Source organism: Paenibacillus tritici, assembly GCF_018207515.1.
GTDB lineage: Bacteria > Bacillota > Bacilli > Paenibacillales > Paenibacillaceae > Paenibacillus_AQ > Paenibacillus_AQ tritici.
Window position 1 is genome coordinate 7668081 of the sequence record NZ_CP073365.1, and the last position, 19056, is coordinate 7687136.

17 protein-coding genes are annotated in these 19056 nt (G+C 52.6%); 1 reads left to right on the forward strand and 16 read right to left on the reverse strand.

The window, feature by feature from the left end:
* Positions 1 to 297: 297 nt before the first annotated feature.
* Positions 298 to 1545 carry a S1C family serine protease gene (locus KDC22_RS33030; protein ID WP_211721688.1) on the reverse strand — a complete coding sequence of 416 codons (1248 nt, stop codon included), beginning with the start codon at positions 1543 to 1545 and terminating at the stop codon, positions 298 to 300.
* Positions 1546 to 1901: 356 nt separating this feature from the next.
* Between KDC22_RS33030 and KDC22_RS33035 the strand changes: the two genes are divergently transcribed.
* A complete protein-coding gene (locus KDC22_RS33035; RefSeq protein ID WP_211721689.1) occupies positions 1902 to 2108 on the forward strand; it encodes a hypothetical protein in 207 nt (68 codons plus the stop codon).
* Here the strand turns inward: KDC22_RS33035 and KDC22_RS33040 are convergent.
* The 15 genes from KDC22_RS33040 to KDC22_RS33110 form a co-directional block, all read right to left on the reverse strand.
* A complete protein-coding gene (locus tag KDC22_RS33040; protein ID WP_173134623.1) occupies positions 2077 to 2883 on the reverse strand; it encodes an MBL fold metallo-hydrolase in 807 nt (268 codons plus the stop codon). The genes KDC22_RS33035 and KDC22_RS33040 overlap by 32 nt on opposite strands.
* Positions 2884 to 2899: 16 nt before the next feature.
* Positions 2900 to 3640, reverse strand: a complete 741-nt coding sequence (gene yycI / locus KDC22_RS33045) for a two-component system regulatory protein YycI (RefSeq protein WP_211721690.1) — start codon at positions 3638 to 3640, stop codon at positions 2900 to 2902.
* An 87-nt stretch (positions 3641 to 3727) separates the two neighbouring features.
* The gene (locus KDC22_RS33050) at positions 3728 to 5020 is read right to left on the reverse strand and encodes a YycH family regulatory protein (protein ID WP_211721691.1); all 1293 of its coding nucleotides are present in this window, start codon (positions 5018 to 5020) and stop codon (positions 3728 to 3730) included.
* On the reverse strand, positions 5017 to 6849 hold the full coding sequence (gene walK / locus KDC22_RS33055) for a cell wall metabolism sensor histidine kinase WalK (protein ID WP_173134632.1): 1833 nt from the start codon (positions 6847 to 6849) through the stop codon (positions 5017 to 5019). The genes KDC22_RS33050 and walK overlap by 4 nt, the downstream gene beginning before the upstream one ends.
* Positions 6849 to 7580 carry a response regulator YycF gene (gene yycF, locus KDC22_RS33060; protein WP_173134635.1) on the reverse strand — a complete coding sequence of 244 codons (732 nt, stop codon included), beginning with the start codon at positions 7578 to 7580 and terminating at the stop codon, positions 6849 to 6851. Before yycF ends, walK begins: the two co-directional genes overlap by 1 nt.
* 156 nt (positions 7581 to 7736) lie before the next feature.
* Positions 7737 to 9290, reverse strand: coding sequence for a M23 family metallopeptidase (locus KDC22_RS33065; RefSeq protein ID WP_211721692.1), 1554 nt, complete (start codon positions 9288 to 9290; stop codon positions 7737 to 7739).
* Between the two features lie 247 nt (positions 9291 to 9537).
* Positions 9538 to 10215 carry a hypothetical protein gene (locus tag KDC22_RS33070; RefSeq protein WP_211721693.1) on the reverse strand — a complete coding sequence of 226 codons (678 nt, stop codon included), beginning with the start codon at positions 10213 to 10215 and terminating at the stop codon, positions 9538 to 9540.
* 209 nt (positions 10216 to 10424) lie between these two features.
* On the reverse strand, positions 10425 to 11711 hold the full coding sequence (locus tag KDC22_RS33075) for an adenylosuccinate synthase (RefSeq protein ID WP_173134644.1): 1287 nt from the start codon (positions 11709 to 11711) through the stop codon (positions 10425 to 10427).
* 287 nt (positions 11712 to 11998) lie between these two features.
* The gene (gene dnaB / locus KDC22_RS33080; protein ID WP_036699821.1) at positions 11999 to 13360 is read right to left on the reverse strand and encodes a replicative DNA helicase; all 1362 of its coding nucleotides are present in this window, start codon (positions 13358 to 13360) and stop codon (positions 11999 to 12001) included.
* Between the two features lies 1 nt (position 13361).
* Positions 13362 to 13808 carry a 50S ribosomal protein L9 gene (gene rplI, locus KDC22_RS33085; RefSeq protein ID WP_173134647.1) on the reverse strand — a complete coding sequence of 149 codons (447 nt, stop codon included), beginning with the start codon at positions 13806 to 13808 and terminating at the stop codon, positions 13362 to 13364.
* Positions 13805 to 15808, reverse strand: coding sequence for a DHH family phosphoesterase (locus tag KDC22_RS33090; RefSeq protein WP_211721694.1), 2004 nt, complete (start codon positions 15806 to 15808; stop codon positions 13805 to 13807). Before KDC22_RS33090 ends, rplI begins: the two co-directional genes overlap by 4 nt.
* Positions 15809 to 15819: 11 nt before the next feature.
* On the reverse strand, positions 15820 to 16716 hold the full coding sequence (locus KDC22_RS33095) for a DUF2232 domain-containing protein (RefSeq protein ID WP_246553194.1): 897 nt from the start codon (positions 16714 to 16716) through the stop codon (positions 15820 to 15822).
* A gap of 27 nt (positions 16717 to 16743) precedes the next feature.
* A complete protein-coding gene (locus tag KDC22_RS33100) occupies positions 16744 to 17046 on the reverse strand; it encodes a MazG-like family protein (protein WP_171717780.1) in 303 nt (100 codons plus the stop codon).
* Between the two features lie 207 nt (positions 17047 to 17253).
* On the reverse strand, positions 17254 to 17679 hold the full coding sequence (locus KDC22_RS33105; RefSeq protein WP_173134656.1) for a CBS domain-containing protein: 426 nt from the start codon (positions 17677 to 17679) through the stop codon (positions 17254 to 17256).
* Between the two features lie 189 nt (positions 17680 to 17868).
* Positions 17869 to 18921 carry an LCP family protein gene (locus KDC22_RS33110; protein WP_173134659.1) on the reverse strand — a complete coding sequence of 351 codons (1053 nt, stop codon included), beginning with the start codon at positions 18919 to 18921 and terminating at the stop codon, positions 17869 to 17871.
* Positions 18922 to 19056 lie beyond the last annotated feature (135 nt).

The window sequence follows — 19056 nt, forward strand, 5'->3', positions numbered from 1 at the left end:
CCCTTTTCAATAGGAGAATAAGGTATCAATTGTATGAGTAATTTCATGTTACCACACCTTTTTAACAAAGGCAAGCTATTCTATCCTAAATTTCTCCGTTTCTTCCCTTATTAGGTCCTCTTCCCAATGTAAGGGCTACCAGTTGGGTTGAATAGTAATATTTATAGCCAATACTACCATTTACCCCGTGATTTCAGCCTTGAAACGGCTCCATCCTCTTATATTTTGCTAAGAGGACGGCTTGAACCGTTTCCGTTATCCTTACTGCCTCATTATTATATACGGCTGTTTCCAGTTTTATTCCTCGGGCTTCTCCAGAAGCTTAACCGTTGTCTGCTTCACTTCACCATTGCGGTAAAAGGTGATTTCCAGCTTATCTCCGATCTTGGTATGATCGTACAGATATTTGCGCAGCGACAGGGTCGAGGTAATCGGTTTGTCATTGAACTTCGTAATCACATCGTTAAGCTGCAGGCCTGCATCCTTAGCCGGGCCTACGGCATCCAGGACCACAACCCCGTCGGTTACTACGGCCGGAAGATTAAGCTCCTTACGCTGATCATCGGCCAGCGGCACATAGGGATTATTCAAATCAACAGAATACACTCCCAGGTAAGAACGGGCAATCCGGCCTTTGGCCGTAAGTTCATTGGCTGTATCCACCACATGGTTGGCGGGAATCGCGAAGCCCAGTCCCTCCACGCCCGTATCGGAGATCTTCATCGTATTAATACCGATAACCTTGCCGTCCAGATCCACCAGCGCACCTCCGCTGTTGCCTTCATTGATGGCCGCGTCGGTCTGGATAACCTCCTGCTCCCAGTCGTACACACCATCCTGATTCAGTGACACAGGGATCGTCCGCTCTGTATAGCTTACAATGCCTGAAGTCAGCGTATCGCCAAGCCCCAGCGGATTGCCGATGGCAATCACCGTCTCGCCCAGGCGCAGCTTGGAGGAATCGCCGATCTCCGCAATCGTGTTAATACCCTTGTCACTAATGGAGAGCACTGCGATGTCGCTCACCTTATCGGCGCCTACCAGCTCCGCTTTGTGCGTCTTGCCGTCTACTGTAACAACCTCCAGCTTGCCGGCACCCTCAATGACATGATTGTTGGTAATGATAAATGCCTTATTATCATCCTTCTTATAGATAACTCCCGAGCCTAATGCCGATTCATCGAGAATATTGAGTTCTTTGTTGTCTTCCTTATGGTTAATGATGCTCACTACCGCAGGGCGGACATGTGCGGCAGCCTGAATAATCCGGTCGAACGGATCGGAGCTGCTGACAGCCACTTTATCAATAACTACCGGAGCCAGGGCTTTCTCCTGGGCGAACTGTCCTGTTACCAGACTGAACAGCAGCACAGCCACAACAGCACTGCATACAGAGCTGATCAGCGATATCTGCCAGGTTGCCAGGGAACGCCTGGATTTGCGGACCGCCCACTTGCCGTCAGCATATCCACCGGATGGTTTAGATTTGCCGTTTCTGCGCCGCGACACCTTGGTTGAATAGAAATCATCATCGAATAATCCCACGTTACACTCTCTCCCCTCTATTGCCACCGCATTCAGGACTGAACGCCAAGCAACCACGCCCGAGCTTAACCGCTATATCTCTTAGACTTCACGAAGTACTAAAAGGTTTCACTTGATTTATTCACCACATTTCTGTGGGTTCTAAGCGCAAGGGATGTCTCTTATTCTTGTAAGCTACTAAAAAGTTTAACAGCCTGTATCCGGAATATTTTGCAACTTAAAAGACTACAATAGGATTAGAACGCTCTTTATGATTGTATCACAGGCAGCAGTGCCGCCCACATTTTTTTAATGTTAAAAAAGATGTGAATTTTTTACATTCCCACTACAATTCAATTACTAAGGAGGCCCGGACTATGGAGTCTTTTTCAACAAGTAATGACCTGGTGCAGTTTATCGGCAAGCTGGGAGATCTGAAGGATGAACACTATCAACTGATTCTTGTCCAGCATGCAATAATCGAGCTGCTTATTGATAAAGGATTATTCTCCCGCCAGGAGCTGGAGCATAAGATCACCGAGGTTGACCGCCTTATGACTGGCTCACCTTATCCCATGGCGTAGGCCGGTCATAGTAGGTATCACAGAGCCTGAACTCGCTGTCTCTATAGAAGCAGCCGCGGTCCTCCATGGCTCCGCGCACGGACATCTTCGCCAGATCCATCATATTATGGTCTCTGCTTAAGTGGGCGAGATAGGCGCGTTTGGTCCGTCCTGTCAGAATCTCGCTGAGTGCTGTGCCTGCCGCCTCATTGGACAGATGCCCCAGATCGCCGAGAATCCGCCGTTTCGTATTCCAGGGATACCGCCCCATCCGCAGCATTTCGATATCATGATTCGATTCCAGCACAAGCACATCGGCATCCGATATCGCTGCTCTAACCTTGTCGCTGACATACCCCAGGTCCGTCGCCACACACAGCTTCTCCTTGCCGTCATAGAAATTGTAGGCCACCGGCTCCGCAGCATCGTGGGAGATGGCGAATGACTCCACCCGCATGCTGCCGAAATCCCGGTGCTGTCCGGTTTCCAGAATGACCCGGTTATGCTCAGGAATCTTGCCAATCCCCTTCTCTATGGCTCCCCAGGTATTCGGATTCGCATAGATCGGAAGATCATACTTGCGGGCCATCGCACCCAGCCCCTTAATATGATCGGAATGCTCATGGGTCACCAGAATCCCGTCCAAATCCTCTCCTGTCAGCTCACGCATGGCCAGCAGCTCGTCGATCCGTTTCGCGCTCAGACCTGCGTCAATCATAAGCGTGGTCTCGCCGTTACGCACCACTGTCACATTCCCGGTAGAACCGCTGGACAGTACTGTAAATGAAATCCCCATATCTCTCCTGCTCCCTCTACTCTGTTGTCTTAGGACTGATAATATCCGCACTGATCGCATCCATATAGTAGGCGCTGCCGTCCTCCAGCATGAACCGCCACATCGGCGAAGCCACCTGGCTCTCGGAGTTGAACAGCTCGCCGTAATAGCCCAGCTCAATCTCCTTCACTGCGGCATCCGCCGGAAAATACTTCTCGATCAGACTGCTCAGCGCCTGTGAAGCCGGGAGCACCTTCTGCAGATCATCGCTCCGGCTCGCCCCAATCTCAATCTGCGGCCAGCGGTACGCTACAATCTTCTGATCACTGTTAATCAGCTCCAGCCTCACTCTGAACAGGGACCATTTGTTGTCCACCAGCGGATGCAGCACGAACTTGCCAACCTCGCTCTCCTGCGAATCGAACCGGTAATTGGCAATGTCCGGGATCTGGCCTTTCAGCAGGTTGCTCAGCTCGGAGAACGAGGAGTACATCAGCTTGCTGTCAATCGGCTCCTTGAGCTTTACAGGCACTTCATTCTGCTCTTCTCCCGAATAACGGTACGTGATATCAGGCAGCTCCGGAGTGGCAGCCGGAATCGGACACAGCAGCCGGATGCCCTTCTCTTCCATCACCGCCTGAGTTTCTGCGGACAGGGAGGTGAAGTCAAGTCCCGCGCTGACCTGATCGCGCACATCAATCCATAACTGATAGCACAGCAGCAGGTTAAGCACCAGAAAGGCATAGATCAATACACTTTTGGCCCTTCCCCAGTCCATAACATTCCCTCCCCGGATAACAGCTTAAGTCTAAGACGTCACTACGCCTTGTATTCATTCCTATACTCTGTATTCCTGCATCCTGCTCTAATTCAGCGTAAGCTCAGTTCCATCACTCAGCGTAACCCGCCAGACCGGACGGAGCTGCAGCTTCTCCCCTGTCTGCGCAGGCAGATAGGCAGGTGTAAGATCAATGATCCGCAGGGTACTGCTGATCCCCGCCAGCCGCTGCTTCAGCACTTCGCCGCCGGACAGCTCAACGATGGTCTTCTCTGACTTCTCCTCATCCATATACAACAGGGAGCGTTCGTAGGAAGAGACCGTCCCCTGCTGCAGCTCCAGATGAATTACGCCATACTGGAGCTGCGGATTGCTCATGACCGGATAGGAGCCGGACGGATACGCGCCATAATATTGCTGAAAGGAAACCTTGCGGTCCTGCCGGCCCTCTTCTGTAGCCGCCAGTCTGTAGGTTCCGTTCCAGCCGCCGTGCCGGTTGACGAAGTCCACTGCCTCCAGCGCATCCTTTGCCGGAGTACTGTCGCCGTCTGGAAGTGCCGCCGGATCACTATAGCTCATCCAGTTCTGCTCCTGGTTCACCTGCAAACTGCGTTTGCTGTCTGTATAGATTTTGGAGCCATCCTTCTCGGGAATGTATCTGGTGCTGCCAGCATCGTTGAACAGATTGCTCTGCATTTGCTCAATGGTATACATACCCGCAGGCATAACTGCTTCAACCAGCGGAACATTGGCCTCAGGGACATAATACTCTCCATTCACGGCAGTATACAGGGTCAGATTCTTGCCGAAGTCCACATGCTGCTGCACATCCTGTACCGTAAGATCGGCTTTGGCCGCCTCGTACACAATATCTCCGCGGGTGCTGAAGAAGACGGCATGGGCTTTGGAATCATTCTTAATGTTGTAAATCCAGATCCGGTCAATGCTCTCCCCTTCGAACAGTGAATCCGGCGAGATCTGCATGACCCGCTGCAGCAGCGATACCGGAATACCCGCCCCGAACGACAGCTCAATGCCCGGATTCTCGCTGCGGATCTTGTCCCAGTCGAAGTCCTGGACAGACCGCCGCTGGAAGCTCTCGAAGCCGCGGCCCTTCAGGCGGTTCATAATCAGATTATAAAAGGTGGAGCTGGGATAGAACAGTGTATGCTTGTCCCCGCCCATATGGATGATCATCTTATCCGGATAGAGCAGATTCTCCACCTTTTCCTCCGGTCCCATATTATCCGTCTTCACATACAAGTTCTTGGATAACACTGCTGAATCGCTGCCCGGCAGCCTGTAGATCAAATAATAGCTCTCCACGAGGCTTCCGAGTATCAGCACGACCAGCACCCATGACTTGATTCTCTCCTTCACGCCTCACTCCCCCTTTGCTTCATCAAAGGCAGCGTGAACGTGACCAGCGAGCCCTCATTCAGCTCAGACTGCAGGGAGATAGAGCCGCCGTGCGCTTTGACAATTTCCCGGGCAATGGACAGCCCCAGACCGGTTCCGCCCATATTCCGCGACCGGGCTTTGTCGACCCGGTAAAAGCGTTCAAAGATACGCTCAATATCCTTCTTCGGAATCCCAATACCGGAATCGCGCACCGAAACGGCCAGCATTCCATCCTCGTTCTTATGCGCCTCCAGCTGAATCGTCCCGCCTTCCGGCGTATATTTCAGGGCATTGGAGACCAGGTTGCCCAGCACCTGATCAATCTGATCACGATCGAGCCAAGCCGTGGATACCTCCTTGCGCACCCTCGTGCTGATATGAATCCGCTTCTGGCGGATCTGGAAGGAGAAGCGGTCGGCCACATCCTCCAGCATCTCCGAGATGTCTGTCTGCTGAATGCGCAGACTGGACTCTTTGGAGTCGAGCCGCGACAGATGCAGCAGATCGGTAACCAGCCGGATCATGCGCTCCGTCTCATTGCGGATGACCCCGACGAACCGCACCGCAAGCTGCGGATCTTCCAGTGCGCCGTCATCCAGCGCTTCCGCATAGCTCTTGATTGTAGTGAGCGGTGTCCGCAGCTCATGCGATACATTCGCCACGAACTCCCGGCGTGACTCCTCCAGATTCTCCTGCTCTGTCACATCCTGCAGCACCGCAATCGTCCCGGCAACCCGTCCGCCTTCGCGGCGGTGGATCGGGGTGAAGGTCACCCTCACGATATTGGGGTCTTCTCCGTCCAGAGGAGACAGGTGAAGCATGGCCGACTGGGCAACACCCTGTGTCACCGAGACCGTCTGCTCAGGGTCAAGACCCAGCAGGCCGCCGAGCGGAGCCCCTTCCGGCAGCGGCCCTTCGGCACCCAGCATCAGGGCAGCGCGTGTATTCATCAGAATGACTGCCCCGCTCTCGTCCGTCGCTACCACGCCGTCACTCATATTGGCAAGAATGGAGGACAGCTTCTCCTTCTCCTCCTCATTCTGCAGCAGCGCCTCGCGCAATCTGTCCGTCATGTAGTTGAAGGCTTGGCTCAGCTGGCCAATCTCATCATTGCCGAACACGGGAACCTTCCGGTTGAAGCGGCCTTCTGCCACCGCAGTGGCATGCTTGGTCATCTCCTTGATCGGATGGGTGATGGTATGAGCCAGGATCACACCCAGCACTGCTGTCAGCGCCAGCGCCAGCAGCAGCCCCGAGAGGAATACACTGTTAATCCGGCTCATCGTGGCGTATAAGTCTTTCATATCAGCGGCTATATAGATAGCGCCTACGACCTTATCTCCAGAGATCACCGGCTTCGCTACTACCTTCTTGCGCACATTATCATCCGCGATGATATATTCCTCATTATCGCTAATACCCTGCAAGGCGCGGCTGACCACGGTCTGCGTATTCCGCTGGCCCACATAGTCATTCTGGGAAGGAATCGAGGTGGTAATAATCTTGCCGCTCGCATCCAGCACCTGAATCTCTGCACCATTGATATACAGATTGTTCACCATGCCGCGCAGACTTTCCACAGCCGATTCCTCATCGGCCGTCCCCGTCTCACTCCCGAACTTGTCGGCGGTGAGAATCGAGAGCATCTCTGCCCGGGCCTTCAGATCCTTGGTGAAGTTATCCGTCAGCGAGTTCTTCATGGAGCTGACAAAATATACGCCGATCAGCTGCATCGCAATCAGAATCAGCAGCACGTAAATTACAATAAGCCTGGCCTGAATCGTCCGGAAAAAGGACAGTGCTTTCATCACAATCCTCCGTTTTTGGGGCTATGCATCAAATAACCGAGTCCGCGCCGGGTATGAATATACTCCGGCTTGCTGGGGTTCTCCTCAATTTTTTCTCTGAGCCGGCGGATCGTCACATCCACCGTCCGCACATCACCGAAGTATTCGAAGCCCCATACAGCCTGCAGCAGATGCTCCCGGGTCATTACCTTGCCGGCATGACGGATCATATAATAGAGCAGCTCGTATTCACGATGCGTCAGATCCAGCGGCTCGCCGTCCTTGTAGACCATGTACATATCCGTATCAATGAATAACCCGAAATGATAAACCCCCTGCTTGCTCTCCGCAGCCTCACTTGGTGCCTCGGACTGGGCCGGCTTATGCTGGCGGCGCATTTGGGCCTTCACTCTGGCCAGCAGCTCACGTGTGCTGAACGGCTTGGTTACATAATCATCAGCGCCAAGCTCAAGACCCAGCACCTTGTCAATCTCTCCATCCTTCGCGGTAAGCATGATGATGGGAATATCCAGATGTGCAGAGCGTACCTCACGGCAGACATCCATCCCGTCCTTGCCGGGCAGCATGAGATCAAGCAGCATCAGATCGGGACGTTTGGACAGAGCCAGCTCAACCGCACTGTTGCCGTCGAATGCGCAGATGACCTCATAGCCCTCTTTTTCCAGATTGAACTTCAATATATCAGCAATAGGTTGTTCATCATCCACTACCAGAATCGTTCCCATTTGCATATGCTCAGCTTCACCTTTCTAACGATACTCAGGTCATTGATTCCTTTATTTTAACATACCTGCGGGGGGCATCACATCTAACGAAATAAAAACCGCCCGAAATCATCCGGACGGCAGAAAATTACATATGGATATTAGAAATTATATATTTATTTGTTATTTCAGATATTTCATCGGATTGATAGCTGTTCCGTTCTTGCGGATTTCAAAATGCAGATGCGTACCGGTTGAGCGGCCGGTGCTGCCCATAATCCCAATCTGGCTGCCCTGTCCCAGCTTCTGTCCGGCCGAGACCGAGATACGGCTTAAATGCCCGTAGTAAGTAACATATCCGTTATTGTGGTCAACGATAACCACGTTGCCGTATCCGCTCTGCACACCGGCGAAGCTTACCGTCCCGGCATCCGCAGCCTTGATCGTACGGTTGCCGGATACAAGATCCACTCCCTTATGGGCGCGTCCCCAGCGCTCGCCGTAACTGCTCGATATCATGGCTCCGCTAACGGGCCAGGCGAACATCCCTGTGCCTTCACCCACAACCTTGGTGCCGGAATAGACCACTTCAGGCAGGGCGGCCTTCACTACACTCTGCCCCAGCCACTCTTCCTGGACAACCTGTCCATTTTCTTTGGTCAGCCTGTACTGCATCGTTTTGAGTCCGGTTTGTCCGGGGCGGACAACCTTTCTTTTGCCTGCCGGCAGCTGATCGCTCTTGCGGATAATCACCTCAGGCTCCGTGACTACCTCTTCGGTCACCTGTTCTACGGTCACAACCGTAAGATCCGGCTGCGGGACTGTTAACTGCAAAGTATCGCCGATCTGCAGGCTAAGCTCCTTAACCTCCGGATTGTTGCGGAAGATCTCCGCTTGGTTAATGTTGAACCTGGAAGCAATCGCAGAGACCGTATCGCCCTCCTGAACCGAATAGCGAAGCGGAGCTTCCCGGCCTTCGGTCAGCACTTTCACCGCTTCTTCTACACTCAGCACCTTGTTGGGGTCTGCCTTCACCGGAATGATGTTCACTTCCTCACGGATCTTGACCGATTCCACTTGGTCTTTAGCTTCCGGGATAGCGGCTCCCGCCTTGGCAGCCGTCTTCTTCAGCTTCCCGCCCGAAGCCGCAGCCGTCTGCGGAGCATAATGCTCCTTCACGGCCTGAAGCACTGCTGTAGCCGTCTCCTGATCCTTGACGATTCCGAGCGGCTCTCCGTCCACGGCCAGCTGCACACCTACGGCATAGGCTTTGAGCATGCCATCCAGCTTGTCCAGGGTAGACTCACTGTCAACCTCCGGCTTGTAAGCCCGCTGTGCTTCTGTAGTGATGCCGCCCGTCTGCAGTACCATCACAGAGTCAGGATACTTGAGCTGATATTCCCGTCTCTTGTCCTCGAACAGCTTATTCAAGTCCGCCTGCTGGTCCAGGTTCCCGATCTCCTCGCCGTTCACCAGCACTTTGTAATAGGTTACGGTATTCGCCGTAACATGTCTTTTCTCTGCCCCCACCAGGAAGATGGTCAGAAGAACCAGACCGGTTGAAGCCAGCAGCCATGAACGCCGGCGTCTGCGTGATTTCGTCACCGGCTGAAAGACACGGGACTCACCCGCGCCTGCGGTTTCCTTATCCTGTAGACCTGCTGCACCGGATTCTGCGGATGCTTCAACACGGCTCCGCAGGTTCCCCGTCCGGCGTATAAACTTAAATCCTTTCATGAAACTCTCCCTTTCAGTCTATGCTTCACATCGAATTTTATTGTCTATTTGCACGAGTACGAATATTGCTCTATTAAGGACACGTAAAAGGTTACAAAAAATTAACCCTTAATAGTCCTTTTTTACTGTACCATAGCCTGCAGAAAAATTTCAACTTTGTCCCTACAGCAAAACCCGCGAAATTCGCGGGTTTATGGCCTAAATATACGTCTCAAGCCACGATGTCGTGTCCAAAAAGTGACATTTTTTAATTCTGATTCGGCTCCGCATTGTCGGGTGTAAGCATTTTCATCAGAGCCTTATATTCATCTGCATCTACATATTTCTCAATGATTCCCTGCAATTCCGTTACTTCGCTCTCTGTCAACCCGCCTTCCAGGGCAGCGGAGATTTTGATCATCTCCTCCTGCGGAAGCTTGGTCATCAGAATATTGAAAATATTGGATTTCTCATTCGCAGGGAGATTCTCCTTCAGGTCGTTCATCGCCTCCGGTGTCATCACCAGATTCTGGTCCAGGGCACTTTCGCTCTGTTCTTCTCCAGCCGCAGCTTGTCCCATTACAGGCAGCGCGTTCTCCGGCACCTTTTCATCCACTGACTGATTCTCCGTATTGCCCGTCTTCCCTCCACTATTGCCCTGCTCGCCGTCCGTCTTGCCTGAATCTGTCTCTGTGGTTGTCTCCTTGGATGTCTCCTTGGATATCTCGTCCTTGGGATTCGCCCCGCTGCCGCCCCCCATCCCGGTCAGACCCTTCACGAAGCCGCCGATCCCTGGACCCGGTCCATCCAGCTTAATATCCAAGCTCGCCAATACCGACTGGATATACGTATTCACAACATATGCAGTCGTCAGCATCGACAATCCGCTGGCCAGCACAACAATCAGGCAGATGCCAAGCGCGCGTTTCACTATTCTCATCATCATCTCTCCCTTACAGCCTGCTCTATTCATTCCCTGAAGAATCAGTCCGGATGTGATCCCATTCTCACAGTATTGACTAGAACAAGGCTGGGGAAACGTGCCTGAGGTATAGAAAAGTGGTCCATCCACTGTCTATTAGCCTGAAAATACAAAAAAGCAGGCACCTCCAGCGAGGTCCCTGCTCCTGTACTTCCTATTCACACTGCTTCAATCTAGATATAGATGGGCAGCACTTGATTGGTCTGTTCCCGGTTGCGGCCCACGGAGAAGATCGAGATCGGAATACCCGTCAGCTCCGATACGCGTTCCACATATTTGCGGGTGTTCGCCGGCAGATCATCCAGAGTTTTTGCAGAGGTGATATCCTCGCTCCAGCCTGGAAGCTCCTCATAGACCGCTTCACATTCTGCCAGCATTTTGAGGCTCGCCGGGTAATGGGTAATGATCTCCCCGCGGTACTTGTAGCCGGTGCAGATCTTAACCGTCTCGAGGCCGCTCAGTACGTCCAGCGAGTTCAGCGACAGACCGGTGATTCCGCTGACGCGGCGGGCATGGCGCACCACTACACTGTCGAACCAGCCGACACGGCGGGCGCGTCCGGTTACTGTACCGTACTCATGCCCGGTCTCGCGGATATAATCACCGGTGGCATCGTTCAGTTCAGTAGGGAATGGACCGTCGCCGACACGGGTAGTATAGGACTTCGCTACACCGATAACCTGCTTGATCTTCGACGGGCCAACCCCCGAGCCGATGCAGACGCCGCCTGCCGACGGATTCGATGAAGTTACGAACGGATAAGTACCTTGGTCAATATCCAGCATGACGCCCTGCGCACCTTCAAACAATACTCTAGAATCTGCATCAATAGCCTCATTGAGCACAACCGAGGTATCCGTTACGTAGCCGCGCAGCACTTCTGCATACCCCAGATATTTCGCCAGAATCTCTTCCACATCCAGCGCCTCTGCCCCGTATACCTGAGTAATGACCTGGTTCTTCTCTTCCATAAGCGGACGAAGTCTCAGCTCGAATTCCTCGGCATCCATCAGATCGGCGATCCGGATGCCATTGCGGGCCGCCTTGTCCATGTAGCACGGGCCAATCCCCTTGCGGGTTGTGCCGATTTTGTTCGGGCCCTTGCGGTCTTCCTCAAGCGCATCAAGCAGCATATGGTAAGGCATAATGACATGGGCACGATCGCTGATAACCAGGTTCTTCGTATCGAAGCCATTTTCATGAATATAATTAATTTCTTGGATCAGGGCTTCCGGATTGATAACCATTCCATTGCCGATAACACAAGTCTTCTCTTTATAAAATACACCAGATGGAATCAAGCTCAGCTTGAATTTCTTCCCGTCAATCAGAATCGTGTGACCGGCATTGTTCCCCCCTTGATACCGGGCGACCACATCTGCACTTTCCGCCAGAAAATCCGTGATCTTCCCTTTGCCTTCGTCTCCCCATTGTGTTCCCACGACGACTACCGTTGACATGTTCATTCCTCCGTAGGTGCAAGCAAGCACCATTATTTTTCAAAATAGAAGAATATCCTTCTATTTCCCGCTGAAACCCACTGTCCCTGTATAAGGACAGGAAGCCGTTTCCACTTGTAATAAGGGCTCTGTACGCGCTTCATTATGTACGCAGCCCTCCGGACACCAGGCGGGCAGACCCGCCAAAGCACAATAATCAGTGTAACAGCGGCACTTTTTAAAGTCAAATAAAAACGAACGATCACAAGTTAATATATGCGATCGTTCGTGTATTGTGCGAATTCTGCCTAACCTGCGAACGGTTCTGCATGTGCCCGCTCGTAGTTGACGAACTTGTTAAAGTTCTTGAGGAACACAAGCTCCACCGTCCCTACCGGACCGTTACGCTGCTTGGCGATAATAATCTCAATGATATTCTTCTTCTCGGTATCCTGATTATAGTAATCATCACGGTACAGGAACGCTACGATATCGGCATCCTGCTCGATGGAGCCCGATTCACGAAGGTCACTCATCATCGGGCGTTTGTCCTGACGCTGCTCCACACCCCGGCTGAGCTGGGACAGGGCGATAACGGGAACGTCAAGCTCACGGGCAATCTGCTTCAGGGTACGCGAGATTTCGGATACCTCCTGCTGACGGTTCTCCCCGGCCTTCCCGCGCCCCTGAATCAGCTGCAGGTAGTCGATGACGATCATTCCGAGGCCTTTTTCCTTCTTCAGCCTGCGGCATTTCGCCCGGATATCGGTCACTGTAATTCCGGGAGTATCGTCAATGTAAATCTCAGACTCCGACAAGGATTGGATGCCCATGGTGAGCTTGGACCAGTCATCATCGCTTTTGAAATCACCGGTACGCATAATATTGGCATCCAGATTGGCCTCGGCGCAGATCATACGCTGAACCAGCTGGGGCGCCGACATTTCCAGACTGAAGATGGCTACCGTCTCCTTCGCCCGGACCGCCACATTCTGTGCGATATTCAGGGCGAAGGCCGTCTTCCCGACAGAAGGGCGGGCAGCCACAATAATTAAGTCGTTGCGCTGGAAACCGTTCGTCATATGGTCAAGATCAACGAAGCCGGTCGGAATCCCCGAAGTTCCGCCCTTGTTCTGATGGAGCAGCTCCACCCGGTCGAATACCTGCATCAGCACATCACGGATCGCGATGAACCCGCTGCCGCTGCGGCGGTTCGAGATCTCCAGGATCCGCCGCTCGGCGTCACTCAGCATAATGCCCACATCTTCGCCGCCGGTATAGCCTTCGCTGACAATCTGCGTCGCTGTGCGGATCAGCCGCCGCAGCATCGCCTTCTCTTCTATAATCTGGGCATAATAATCGACGTTGGCCGCAGTCGGAACCGCATGTGCCAGCTTCGCCAGATAGCTGACACCGCCGATATCCTCAAGCTCCCCCTTATCCTGGAGCCGGGAAGTCAATGTAATCAAGTCAATCGGCTGGCTCTCTTCTCCGAGCTGCACCATCGCCTCAAATATCATCTGATGCGGTTTGTCGTAGAAGTCTTCGGTATTCACCCGCTCCATCGCGGTAATCAGCGCTTCATCCGATAGCAGAACTGCACCCAGTACGGCCTGTTCCGCCTCTAGATTCTGCGGGGGAACCCGATCGAAAAAGAGATCTCCACCCATTCTACTCCTCCGTTACCTGAACCGTGAGGTTAGCCTTTACTTCAGTATGCAGCTTCACTGTTACCTGGAATGTGCCTACATGGCGAATTGAATCGCTCAGCTCAATTTTGCGCTTGTCGATGACGATCCCCTGCGTAGCTGCCAGCGCCTCACCGATCTGCTTGCTTGTGATCGCGCCGAACAGACGGCCGCCTTCACCCGCTTTGGCCTTCAGGGTCAAGGTCAGCTCATCCAGCTTCTTGCCCAGCTGTACAGCCTCCTCTTTCTCCTGGTCCTTGCGGCGTTGTTCTGCGGCCGCCTGATTCTCCAGTGTCTTCACGTTGCCGTCTGTAGCCGGACGAACCAGTCCGCGCGGGAGCAGGAAGTTGGCTGCATACCCTTCCGATACCTCTTTGACCTGTCCCTTCTTGCCTTGACCCTTAACATCTTTAATGAAAATGACCTTCATTCAAATAACCCCTCTTTCGCTTCAATTTCGGCCAACACTGCAAGCAGTCTGGCTTCTGCTTCTTTGGTTGTTCCTTCAAGCTGTACAGCCGCGTTGGACAGATGTCCGCCGCCGCCCAGCTTCTCCATCACCACTTGCACATTCATCCGTCCCAGAGACCGGGCACTGATGCCGATCAGGCCGTCAGGCCGCTCACTGATGACGAAGGACGCTACCACATTCGTCATCCCCAACAGCGTATCCGCCGTCTGGGCAATCAACAGCTGCGGTATTTTCATTCCAGGCTGAGTGACAACCAGCGCGATTTGGTCATATACCATACGTGCATGCTTGATGATCTCCGCCTTGGAGATGTACTCCTGCAGATCCTCCTTCAGCATCCGCTGAATCAGAATCGTGTCTGCCCCGACCCGGCGCAGGAAGCCGGCAGCCTCGAAGGTGCGCGATCCCGTGTGCAACGCGAAATGCTTCGTATCCACCGTGATGCCCGCCAGCAGCATCGTTGCCTCCAGCGGACTGAGTTTGATCTTGTCGTGAATATACTGCAGCAGCTCAGTTACCAGCTCACAGGTCGATGAAGCATACGGCTCCAGGTACACAAGCACGGCGTCATTGATGAATTCCTCACCCCGGCGGTGATGGTCTACGACCACAATCCGGCTGGCATATTGCACCAGTCTCGGCTCCATAGTCATGGAGGCCTTGTGCGTATCTACAACAATCAGCAGCGTATGCTCCGTCATCACCTGGAGCGCCTGCTCTGTCGTGATGAAGGTTTTGTGGAGCGCCTCATCCTTGCGGATCTCCTCCAGCATCCGGGTGATCGAAGGATTCGGTGTCTCCATCACAATACTAGCTTCCACATTGTACATCTGTGCCGCCTTGAGCAGGCCGATTGCCGCTCCCACGGCATCAATATCCGGTATCCGGTGCCCCATAATCAGCACCCGGTCACTCTCCTGCATCAGATCCCGCAGGGCATGGGCGATCACGCGCGCCCGCACCCGGGTACGCTTCTCTGCGGCATTGCTCTTGCCGCCATAGAAGGAGAGCCGCTGGCCCGCCTTCACGGCGGCCTGGTCTCCGCCTCTGCCCAGTGCCATATCCAGACTCGACTGGGCCAGCGCTCCAAGCTCACTGGCTGATTCCGCCCCATACGCAAGGCCTATGCTCAGCGTCATAGGCACCTTAAGATCCGCTGTCATCTCGCGGACCTCATCTAGCACCACAAACCGGCTCTCCTCCAGGGCCTGAAGACTCCGGTGGTTCAGCAGCATCAGATACCGTTCTGAAGACAAGCGGCGCAGATACACCTCGAACTGCTTGCTCCACTCCGTAATCTCACTGGCTACCTTGGCAATCAGCGAAGTACGCTGCTGATCATCCATGCCCTGGGCGGCCTCATCCAGATTATCCATCATGACAATACCGATCGCCAGCTTCTCATCCTCATACCTTTCACGCAGGACAACAAGCTCAGTAATATCGAACAAATACAGCAGACGTTCGCTTGGAATCACCACGACCTGATAATAACGGTCATCGACCGAGAGTTCATGGCGGTGATCCTTCAGCACTCCGTCCTTGGCCTGTTCCCGCTTATGCGGTATATTCTGCAGAGAAGCCATGACATCCGGCATCAGCTCCTGCATGCTCTCGCCTACAAGAGATTTGCGGGAGAAAATATTGCCGGCATTCCGGTTATGCCATTCTACGGCGCGGTCCTCACTGTACAGGATAATTCCGAGCGGAAGCATACTTACAGCTTCCCCCTCCACCCGCTTAATACGGAACGACAGGCCGTTAATATACTCTACAAGGTTGCGGCGGAACGACAGCTCGGCCTGCAGCATGGTGAAACACAATGTGCCCGCCAGAAAGAGGCTGGCAACGCCGAGGACCCAGTTATAGATGCTTACCACTATAATCAGGACCAGCAGCAGCAAGAACGCCCACACGGTATGATAGCCGTGCCAGCGTCTTTGCAGAAATTTTGGCATGAGCTCTCACCCTATCGTTTCGATTTCTTGACAAGCTCCCGCAGCGGAAACGCCAGGTCCACCACACCGATAATCCAGAATCCCGGCAAAGCTATAACAGGTATCGCCAGCAGGAGTGCTATAATCTTGCTCCACTTCCGTTCATGCACCAGGAAGAAGAGGAAACCGATGGTTTGAATCTTGAACGCAATTTGCAGCAGCGGCAGCAGATTGGCCGAGACCATCAGCATGAAGCCGCTGTCTGCACCGCCGAACAGCAGGCTGATCACCACGCCAAGCAGATAATACCAGATGAAGGATCTGGCAAGTCTCCACTCCCGTGCAGGCTTCAGCTTGGGTACCGCATATCCCATGCTGTTCAGAATAGGGCGGACAATGGAATGGGTAATGACAGCCATGACGAATGCGCTGAGGATCAGCGTCATTGGAATCGCCTGGATGGTGAGCCAGCTCATCTGGCCAATCTGATCGGATGAGATGGTGATTTCAGTCAGCAGCGGATTGCTCGCTCCCATACTTGCCAGCCAATCCGCATAGGTCTTCAGAACATCATAGACATAGTCATATAAATTAAACTTGAGGAACGCAGTGCTGATTAGCAGGATCATCAGGAATTCAGCTAATATAGCGACCATGCCGGCAACCAGGGTTGAGATCGCTGATGACCTTTTCCTGTACCAGCGCCCCATCACCAGGGCCGGGATCAGGAAATAGGCCGCAATCAACAGATACATGGGTGTAATCAGGCCTACAATCAGCAGGACCGGTAACAGATGCAGAATAAACTGCTTAGTGCTGAGTGTAGTGTAGAGCACTATGGCCGGAATAATCATAAACAGGGTCGTAATAAGCAGCAACGGGGTTGACAGGGATAACAGCAGCAATAAATAAACTATGCTCCAAGCCACAGATGTCCAGCGAAATTTCAACAGTATTCACCTCTTACGCATATGTTCTTCTAACGCAGATATATCCTGGTACCATTCTTCCAGCTGATGGCCTTCCTGCCTGTGCTTTCTCAGCTTCTCCATCAGTAAATCATCCAGCTCACGATAAGGGATACCCAGTCTGCGCCCCAGTATATAGGAGCTCATAATCAGGCTGGCCAGACTATCGCCAACACGGGCGGTGCTGCCTTCCCACAACGCTTTGAATAACCTTGAGACTTGATCAATTACTTCGGTCTTTAACCACTCGATTACCTTGGCACGTTTGGCCACATCCAGGTCCTTCGGCACATTGGGCACTGTCTCTCTACCTCCGGCAAAAAGCATTATTCTCCATTATAGCATAAAAATTTCCGAGCCACACGGACGCCTGCCACCCCGGAACCTGGCCTCATTCAGTGAGGTTACCGCTCCGCTAATCTTTCAAAAAAGGCCCGCATTCCGTTACGCCGGAAATACAGGCCTTGGTTCCTTCAGCATGGTTAACTCATGATGTGGTTATAACGATTCCTGGGATTGCCGTGAGACAAATTTCTCGCAGTATTCAATAATCTGACTCCGGCGTACAATGCCGATGAACCGCTTCATATCGTCGACCACCGGTACAAAGTTCTGCACCTTGGCCAGATTGATCAGATCCTCCATATCCGCATCAATCGAGACCGCCAGATTATTCATCCGCAGCGGCACATCCTTGAGCAGAAATTTGGAAGCATTCTCAAAAGTGACCGCGCCACCTGACTCCTTCATGTACCAGAGCAAATCCCCTTCTGTAACCGTTCCGGCATATTCTCCGTTCCGGTTCAGAATCGGCACTGCAGTATAGCGGTGAAACTCCATCCGTTCCAGGGTCTGACGCAGCGTCGAATCCATTGTAACGCAGGCTACCTCCTGTTTAGGAAGTAAAAAAAACGCAATATTCATCTCTTGATCCTCCTCAAAGAGTTCCGAAGGAATGATGCTCTACCTTCCTTGCTATAAGGCCCATCGTAGTTATACGACTCCGGCAGCAATTAGTTCCACTCCATTATACCATGAAGACAGTAAACAGCAGCCATTAACCTTAAGCAATGGCTGCTGTATCTAATAAGAACAGGAGTGGCGGATTAACCGTTACTGCGCTGCGGATGTAGCCGCCGGCTCCAGCGCGTTCCCTGCCTTGCCTGGTTCAATAAGCTGGTCAACCGGGGTGTTGGCATTCATCCAGTTGTCGATCATGGCCTGGGCTTCGCTCAGATCCTCTTCATCCACAATATCGTAGTAGACACCGCCGATGCGCTTGCCTTCTCCCATCACGGTGAAGCTGGAGATATCCATATCCTTGCCGCCCATGAACTTCTTGGCCAGACTGATAATCATGGAAGGCTGGATATCCGTTTTGAAATTGTCGCCCATAATATCCAGCAGCTCCGGGATATTGCCGATTTGGCTGATCGATAACATTTTATTCGCTACGACATCAATAAAGACCTGCTGCCGTTTGGTCCGGTTGAAATCACTATCCTCCCGGTAGCGGGTATAGTTAAGCGCCTCTTCACCACTGTAGTTCGATTTATTGGCTTTGATGGTGAACTTATCATGGTCTGCGCCTTTGTTGACAATATCCTTCTTAATCGGAAGCGGAACGCCGCCAATCGCATCCACGGCATCCTTCAGCCCCTGGAAGTTAATGGTGGCATAATACTGAATATCATGGCCGAGCAGCGCTTCCAGCGTATCCTTGGACATTTGCTGGCCGCCAAAAGCGTAAGCATGTGTAATTTTGTCCTTCTTATTGCCGCTATGTCCGATGATTTCCGTGTACGTGTCCCGGGGAATGGAGATCAGCAGGATCTTATAATCCTCCGGACGGACGACTGCAAACATCATGGTATCAGACCGTGCCACTTCATTGCCCCGCTGATCTGTACCCAGAAGCATCAGGGAGAACGGATCGCTTTTGTACACGACCGGTTCAGCTTTCACTGTACTTGTAGTAGTCTTGTTATCATTATCCAGCGGCTGATAGGATTCCTGCGCCAGCTTGGTCTCAACCTGATCTGACAAAAAGAGGTCAAAGGCCAGCACAGCGAGCGGCTTCTGGAACAGAAACCCTCCGGCAGCAATTACCAGTACAATAATGAGCGCAATGTATCTTTTCTTTATTTTTTTGATCTTTTTCATCATTTTGATTCCTTCTTTGTGGTGGATTGTACATATAATTGCCTTAATCTATTTACAATGCCCGCCTGGGTTCCCAGGACAGTCATGACTGGGCTGTTCTTACTGCTATGCGCCGCCCTGCTTCAAATGGTATTGTTC

Bases quoted from the DNA above. Each gene is read 5' to 3' on its own strand.
- KDC22_RS33035 (WP_211721689.1), top strand. From the start codon at position 1,902: ATGGAGTCTTTTTCAACAAGTAATGACCTGGTGCAGTTTATCGGCAAG.
- KDC22_RS33040 (WP_173134623.1), bottom strand. From the start codon at position 2,883: ATGGGGATTTCATTTACAGTACTGTCCAGCGGTTCTACCGGGAATGTG.
- yycI (WP_211721690.1), bottom strand. From the start codon at position 3,640: ATGGACTGGGGAAGGGCCAAAAGTGTATTGATCTATGCCTTTCTGGTG.
- walK (WP_173134632.1), bottom strand. From the start codon at position 6,849: ATGAAAGCACTGTCCTTTTTCCGGACGATTCAGGCCAGGCTTATTGTA.
- yycF (WP_173134635.1), bottom strand. From the start codon at position 7,580: ATGCAAATGGGAACGATTCTGGTAGTGGATGATGAACAACCTATTGCT.
- KDC22_RS33065 (WP_211721692.1), bottom strand. From the start codon at position 9,290: ATGAAAGGATTTAAGTTTATACGCCGGACGGGGAACCTGCGGAGCCGT.
- KDC22_RS33070 (WP_211721693.1), bottom strand. From the start codon at position 10,215: ATGATGATGAGAATAGTGAAACGCGCGCTTGGCATCTGCCTGATTGTT.
- KDC22_RS33075 (WP_173134644.1), bottom strand. From the start codon at position 11,711: ATGTCAACGGTAGTCGTCGTGGGAACACAATGGGGAGACGAAGGCAAA.
- dnaB (WP_036699821.1), bottom strand. From the start codon at position 13,360: ATGGGTGGAGATCTCTTTTTCGATCGGGTTCCCCCGCAGAATCTAGAG.
- rplI (WP_173134647.1), bottom strand. From the start codon at position 13,808: ATGAAGGTCATTTTCATTAAAGATGTTAAGGGTCAAGGCAAGAAGGGA.
- KDC22_RS33090 (WP_211721694.1), bottom strand. From the start codon at position 15,808: ATGCCAAAATTTCTGCAAAGACGCTGGCACGGCTATCATACCGTGTGG.
- KDC22_RS33105 (WP_173134656.1), bottom strand. From the start codon at position 17,679: ATGAATATTGCGTTTTTTTTACTTCCTAAACAGGAGGTAGCCTGCGTT.
- KDC22_RS33110 (WP_173134659.1), bottom strand. From the start codon at position 18,921: ATGATGAAAAAGATCAAAAAAATAAAGAAAAGATACATTGCGCTCATT.